Genomic DNA, 5,268 nt, shown 5'->3' with positions numbered 1-5,268 from the left:
GGGGGCGGCTCGCGCGCGTGTGGGGGATCGGGGGGCCCCTTCTCTGGGTGGGTCTTCACCCACACCATGGGTCGCGGGCTTCGGTCATGGGGGGCGGGGGTCGATCCCGCCAGCGCCCCCCGGGTCCAGGGTGAGGCGATCCGCCATGACACTCCGCTGAGCACCGCGAGCTGCAGCACCTGCCCGTCCCGGGGCATCAGATAGACCGCGCAGACGTAGGCACCGGTCTGCCGCACGAACCGGCTCAGGGCAGGTCCCAGCGCTTCGGGACCAAAGTCCGCGGAGCAGCCGCCAGTGGCAGAGTCGGACACGCTTCACCTCCTGGCGCGCGTGCCGGTCGGCGATCCCCGCACCCGTCCGAAGCGGCTGCGGGCCGCATCGGCGCTGATGCCCAGAGCAGCGCCGATCTGCGTCCACGTGGCCCCGGCCCGCCGGTCGGCCAGCACCGCGCAGCGCACCAACTGCCCGGCCAGCTCCCGCACCTGTGCCACGGCGGCACAGTGACACGCCCCGGCCGAGGGCGGCGACAGGGGGTCAATGCTCTGCTGTCGTGCCACGGCCTGCACATGGGGGAGCAATTCCGTCCCCGCGACCACCAGTGCCTGCCGCTCCTCCTCCGCGGACCGCCACCGCCGTCGGGCCCGCCACGCCGCCTGACGGTGCGCCGCGGTGCAATACCGGCGGCCATGTCTGGATGGCTCCGGCAGCGCCACACCGCACCAGCCGCACAGAGCGTCGCCCATATGGGGACAATACGCCCACCTTGGCGTGACGGAGATGGTCGAGCCGATCGGCCCCGCGGTATCGAGCGCCCGGGGGTGCGTCCGGAGCGGTGGCGCGGCCGTACCGCGCCGGGGGCGGGACGCGGGCCGTTCGCGGCAGGGCTCGGGCCAACGCCATGCCGCAACGGTACGACCACGGTCCGGCGCCGAACGGACTGGCCGATCGGAAGCGGTCGGCGCGATTTCATGGACGTTCAATCTCCCGCCCCTCCACCTGGTCGAGTAACGGAGCGGAAAGTTTCAGTGGCGGGGGGTAACGGTGGGTGGAGGACCGGGCCGCATCCGACCGGCAGGTGCGGTGATCGCCTTGCCGGGCCGCGCTGAACGCAGCACCGCCCTCGTCTGCCGCCGCGCCAGGACAGCGGCACGAGGTCTGGGACCCCTCATCCTGACCGGGCCCTCTCGACAGATCCAACGGCTTTGCGGTGAGGGTTGGTTCCCGACGGGGATGTGACCTTTCGCCCAGCCCGCTGACCTGTCGCGGTACACCGTGACGGCTCATACTCCAGGACCTGACGAACCGACAGGCGAAGGAGCACGGTGAGCGCAGCGGCGGCAGCAGGGACCTGGAAGCTCGGGGACCTGGAGGTGAATCGCATCGGCTACGGCGCGATGCGGCTGACGGGCAACGGCATGATGGGGAACTCCGACGGCAAGCCGATCGACCGCGACGCCGCCGTCGGCCTGCTGCACAGCGCGTTCGAGCAGGGCGTCAACCACATCGACACGGCCGCCTTCTACTTCTCGCCACTGCGGTCCGCCAACGAGCTCATCAACCGCGCCCTCTCATCCTGGTACGGCGACGTGGTCGTGGTGACCAAGGTCGGCCCGGCGCGCGATCCCTCCGGCGAGTGGCTCGCCATGGCCCGCCCCGACCAACTGCGCGGCCAGGTCGAGGAGAACCTGCGCCAGCTCGGCCGGGACCACCTGGACGTGGTGAACCTGCGCGCCAACGGCCCTGGTACGGCCTCGATCGCCGAGCACTTCGGCGCCCTCGCCGAGCTGCGCGAGGCCGGCCTGGTCCGGCACCTCGGGCTCTCCGGTGTCCTGCCTGCGCACGTGGCCGAGGCCCGAACGATCGCGCCCGTGGTCTGTGTGCAGAACTCCTACGGCCTGGACTGGCGCCGCGCTGACGAGAGCGGGCTGGTGCACCTGTGCGGGGAGCAGGGCATCGCCTTCGTCCCGTTCTTCGCGGTCTCCGGCCTGCGGCGCGAGGCAGCCGCAGGCCAGGAGTGCGACGCGCGCGTCCGCTCCGTGGCCCGCGCCCACAATGCGACGCCGGCCCAGGTACGGCTCGCCTGGACCCTCCACCGCGGTCCGCACGTACTGGCCATTCCCGGCACCTCGAACCCGGCACACCTCGCAGAGAACATCGCCGCCGGAGGCCTGCGTCTGACCGAGGAGGAGCTGGCCGTCCTGGACAAGCCGGACGAGGGCACCGCGCGAGCTCCTGCCGGCGACGCTCGGTGAAATGCTCCAGCGCGTCGCAAACAGGATGATGCGCAGGTCTCCGCGGGCGTCCGGGAGATCCAGACCGAAGGCATTCCCGACCTGGCGAGCACCACCTCGCTGATCAGGAGCGGCCTCGGGGCCAAGTTGTAGGACGGCGAGGGCCTCTCCGCAGGCCTGGCCGGCCGGTCGCCCCTGCTCGCGTGGCCGGCCCCCACCATCATCTCCATCGCCGCCCCGTGCCGGCCGGTAGCCGCCATAATGGCCTTATGCCTGCCACGCCGCAGTACCCAGCTTCTGCGTCGTCCCATGCAGGCGCGGCCGCGAACTACGGCTCGGGTGGCACGGATCTGGACTCCGGTGGCACGGATCTGGAGCTGTACCAGGAGAAGTTCCGGCGTCGGCTGCCGGACTCGTTGGATGAGCTGCGCGGTCCGGCGGAGGGGATCGTGGAACCGCCCGCCACTGTTGTCTGGTCCGGGCTGCGTGCCTTCGACCTCGCCAACGAGCGTCAGCGGATGAGCCTGTACCGCACCGTCCTTGCCGAGGGCATGCGCAAGGACCTGTGCGCGCTGCTGAACCGCGACATCCTGCTGCGGTCGTGGCCCACCTTGCGGATCCTGGTCTCGACCACGGTCCGCGGTGTGTGGGAGGACCGGTTTCCGGAGCTGCGGGCTCTGGCCGACGTTCCTCCCGCCCGGCCCCCGGCCCGGCGACGGGGTACCCAGGGTTCGGCGGCCGCGTGAGGCTTCCGGACCTGCACGCCCGCCTGCTGGCGGACGTCCTGGCCATCGGCTCCCCGTACCCCCTGGTGATCACCGGCGGCTATGCCGTCCAGGCCCACGAACTCCTCGCACGTCCGAGCCAGGACCTGGATGTCGCCACCGAGAACCCCGCACCGATGGACGAGATCGCCCGCACCCTCACCGACGGGCTCACCGCACGCGGCTGGCACATCGAGGTGATCGAGGTCGCCCCGCTCTCCGCGCGCCTCAACGTCACCGACACCTGCTCCGGCGACGCTCAGGAGACGTGCGAGGTGGACATCCTCAAGGAGGTCTTCACCCGGCCGGCCGCCTCCAGCGCCTACGGGCCGGTGCTCGCCGAGGAAGACGTGATCGGCACCAAGGTCCGCGCGCTGGCCGAGCGTGGCCTGGCCCGCGACGCCCTGGACGTCTTCGCCGCCTCGCGCCGCTGGCCCACGGCCGATCTCGAGGAATTCGGCCGCCGCCACGCCCGCGACCGCTTCGACCTCGAGTCCCTCCAGACCCGGCTGACCGCCGTCGCCTGGCTCGACGACGCCGAACTCGAGGCGTACGGCGCGACCCCCGAACTGATCGACGAGCTGATGACCTGGGCCCAGGAATGGGCCGACGACCTCGGCCGCCGACTGTTCCGCGAACAGGACACGGATTAGGAGCCGGGCGGCTCCTGGGGCCGGCCGTCACCACCGTGCCGGCGGCAACCGCCGCTGACCTGCCTGCGGGTGCCTTCAGCCGGTCACCCGGTGGCCCCCTTCGGTATCGGTGCCGCGTTGCCGATGACCCGGCGGCTGCTTGAGGGGTGCATCTGCTTCTCTGCCGCCGTCGTCATGAAGTGGTGTGCCATGAGGGTTCCAGGCTGTCGAGGAGGGCGTGGAAGGCCTTGTCGGCGTGGTCCCAGTGGCCGTCCGTCAGCGGGGCGGTCAGGAGGCCGAGTGAGGCGTCGGTCAGGAGGGTGGCCTGGGTCCGGGCCCGGTCCTGGCCCATCCCGAGATCGCGGAAGACGGAGGTGAGCAGGGCCGTCCATTGGGTGACGATGTCGCGCATGACGGGCCCGTAGCGGTCCGGGTGGAGGACGCTGGCGCTCATGATCTCGAGGTACAGAGGGAGTGCGGCGCGCACGTCGGGGTCGCTGAACTGCTGCCACACCTCCTCCATGAAGCGGCGCAGGCCCGTGGGGCTCGTGGGCGGGCCGACGGTCTTCAGCAGTTCGCGGGTGCGCAGGAGGGGCCGGCGTTCGTAGATGTCGAGGGCCTCGGCGATCATCCGTTCCTTGGTGCCGAAGTAGTACAGGAGCATGCGGTCGCTGGTGCCCAGGGCCTTGGCCAGCGGGCGCAGGGAGAGGTCCGCGAGGCCGTTGCGCATCACGTACGCGCGGACCCGGTCGAGAAGGTCGCGTCGCTTGGCCGGATCGGGCGGGCGAGGCATGCAGGCTCCTGGATGCGTGAGGGCTGCGGTTTCCGGCTGTCCGGTACTGCGATTTTTGGACAGGTATTTACTGTAGCAACCGCTTCGTCTATATTTTAGGTGTAGCGACTGCTACAAGAAGACCGACGCCTCACCGGCTGGCCGTGTGCCGCCGGCCCAGAAGGGACTGATCCCCATGGCCACCCCGGCCATCGACCGCCCCAGCGGCTCTCATCGGCGCGATCGGTCCTCTCATGCCGTCACACCCTCGTGGGTTGCCAGGCAGTGGGCTCTGTGGTCCCGCATGCTCGCTCCGCTGCAGCCACTGGATGCGCCGCGCGGCCGCCCTACGGCCTGGGACGCCTCCTGGCCGCTGGAGCGGGAGCTGGCTTCGGCGCGTCAAGCCCGACGTCTGGTGACCGCCCAGCTGAGCGAGTGGGCGCAGGACGACGTGGCGGACACCGTCGAGTTGCTGGTCAGTGAACTGGTCACCAACGCTCTGCGGCACACGCGCGGCCCGCTCCGGCTCAACCTGCGGCTGCGCGACTCCCGCCTGCTGTGCGAGGTCGAGGACACCGAACCCTCAGGCCCTGTACGCAACGTCGTCGACCCGGACGCGGAAGGCGGCCGTGGCACCGAACTCCTCGACCTGCTCGCGGACTCCTGGGGCACCATTCGGACAGCCACCGGCAAGACCATCTGGTTCGAGGTGCAGGCTGAAGACCGTCCGTGAGCGCCGCGGGCATCGTGACGATGGTGGCCTGAGGCCAGCGCCCCCGGGGGGGGAACAACCCCCCGGCGGCGGGGCCCATGCGCGGGGGGCCGCGCGGTATTTGTCGCCCCCCCCCCCCAACGTGGGGCGGCCCCGC

At 71.2% G+C, this 5,268-nt stretch carries 6 protein-coding genes and 1 pseudogene; 4 read left to right on the top strand and 3 right to left on the bottom strand.

The annotated features are described in order from the left end of the window. Together ACFW2E_RS04245 and ACFW2E_RS04240 are read right to left on the bottom strand one after the other, a co-directional pair. Positions 1-311: pseudogene (locus ACFW2E_RS04245) on the bottom strand (hypothetical protein); the annotation flags it as partial. A gap of 3 nt (positions 312-314) precedes the next feature. Then, positions 315-491 carry a hypothetical protein gene (locus tag ACFW2E_RS04240; protein WP_384461102.1) on the bottom strand — a complete coding sequence of 59 codons (177 nt, stop codon included), beginning with the start codon at positions 489-491 and terminating at the stop codon, positions 315-317. Between the two features lie 831 nt (positions 492-1,322). Between ACFW2E_RS04240 and ACFW2E_RS04235 the strand changes: the two genes are divergently transcribed. From ACFW2E_RS04235 to ACFW2E_RS04225, 3 genes are all read left to right on the top strand, one after another. Then, positions 1,323-2,252, top strand: a complete 930-nt coding sequence (locus ACFW2E_RS04235) for an oxidoreductase (protein WP_384461099.1) — start codon at positions 1,323-1,325, stop codon at positions 2,250-2,252. Between the two features lie 248 nt (positions 2,253-2,500). After that, the gene (locus tag ACFW2E_RS04230) at positions 2,501-2,977 is read left to right on the top strand and encodes a hypothetical protein (RefSeq protein ID WP_384461096.1); all 477 of its coding nucleotides are present in this window, start codon (positions 2,501-2,503) and stop codon (positions 2,975-2,977) included. After that, positions 2,974-3,648, top strand: coding sequence for a nucleotidyl transferase AbiEii/AbiGii toxin family protein (locus ACFW2E_RS04225; protein WP_384461093.1), 675 nt, complete (start codon positions 2,974-2,976; stop codon positions 3,646-3,648). Before ACFW2E_RS04230 ends, ACFW2E_RS04225 begins: the two co-directional genes overlap by 4 nt. Before the next feature lie 172 nt (positions 3,649-3,820). On the opposite strand, the gene ACFW2E_RS04220 is transcribed toward ACFW2E_RS04225, so the two are convergent. Continuing rightward, positions 3,821-4,420, bottom strand: coding sequence for a TetR/AcrR family transcriptional regulator (locus ACFW2E_RS04220; RefSeq protein WP_384461090.1), 600 nt, complete (start codon positions 4,418-4,420; stop codon positions 3,821-3,823). 175 nt (positions 4,421-4,595) lie between these two features. On the opposite strand from ACFW2E_RS04220, the gene ACFW2E_RS04215 reads away from it, so the two are divergent. Continuing rightward, entirely contained in the window at positions 4,596-5,132 is a 537-nt protein-coding gene (locus ACFW2E_RS04215; RefSeq protein ID WP_384461087.1) for an ATP-binding protein, read from the top strand. Positions 5,133-5,268 lie beyond the last annotated feature (136 nt).

Source organism: Streptomyces sp. NPDC058964, assembly GCF_042741275.1.
Classification (GTDB): domain Bacteria; phylum Actinomycetota; class Actinomycetes; order Streptomycetales; family Streptomycetaceae; genus Streptomyces.
The sequence above is the reverse complement of the archived record's forward strand: the minus strand, read 5'-3'. Positions and strand labels throughout refer to the sequence as shown.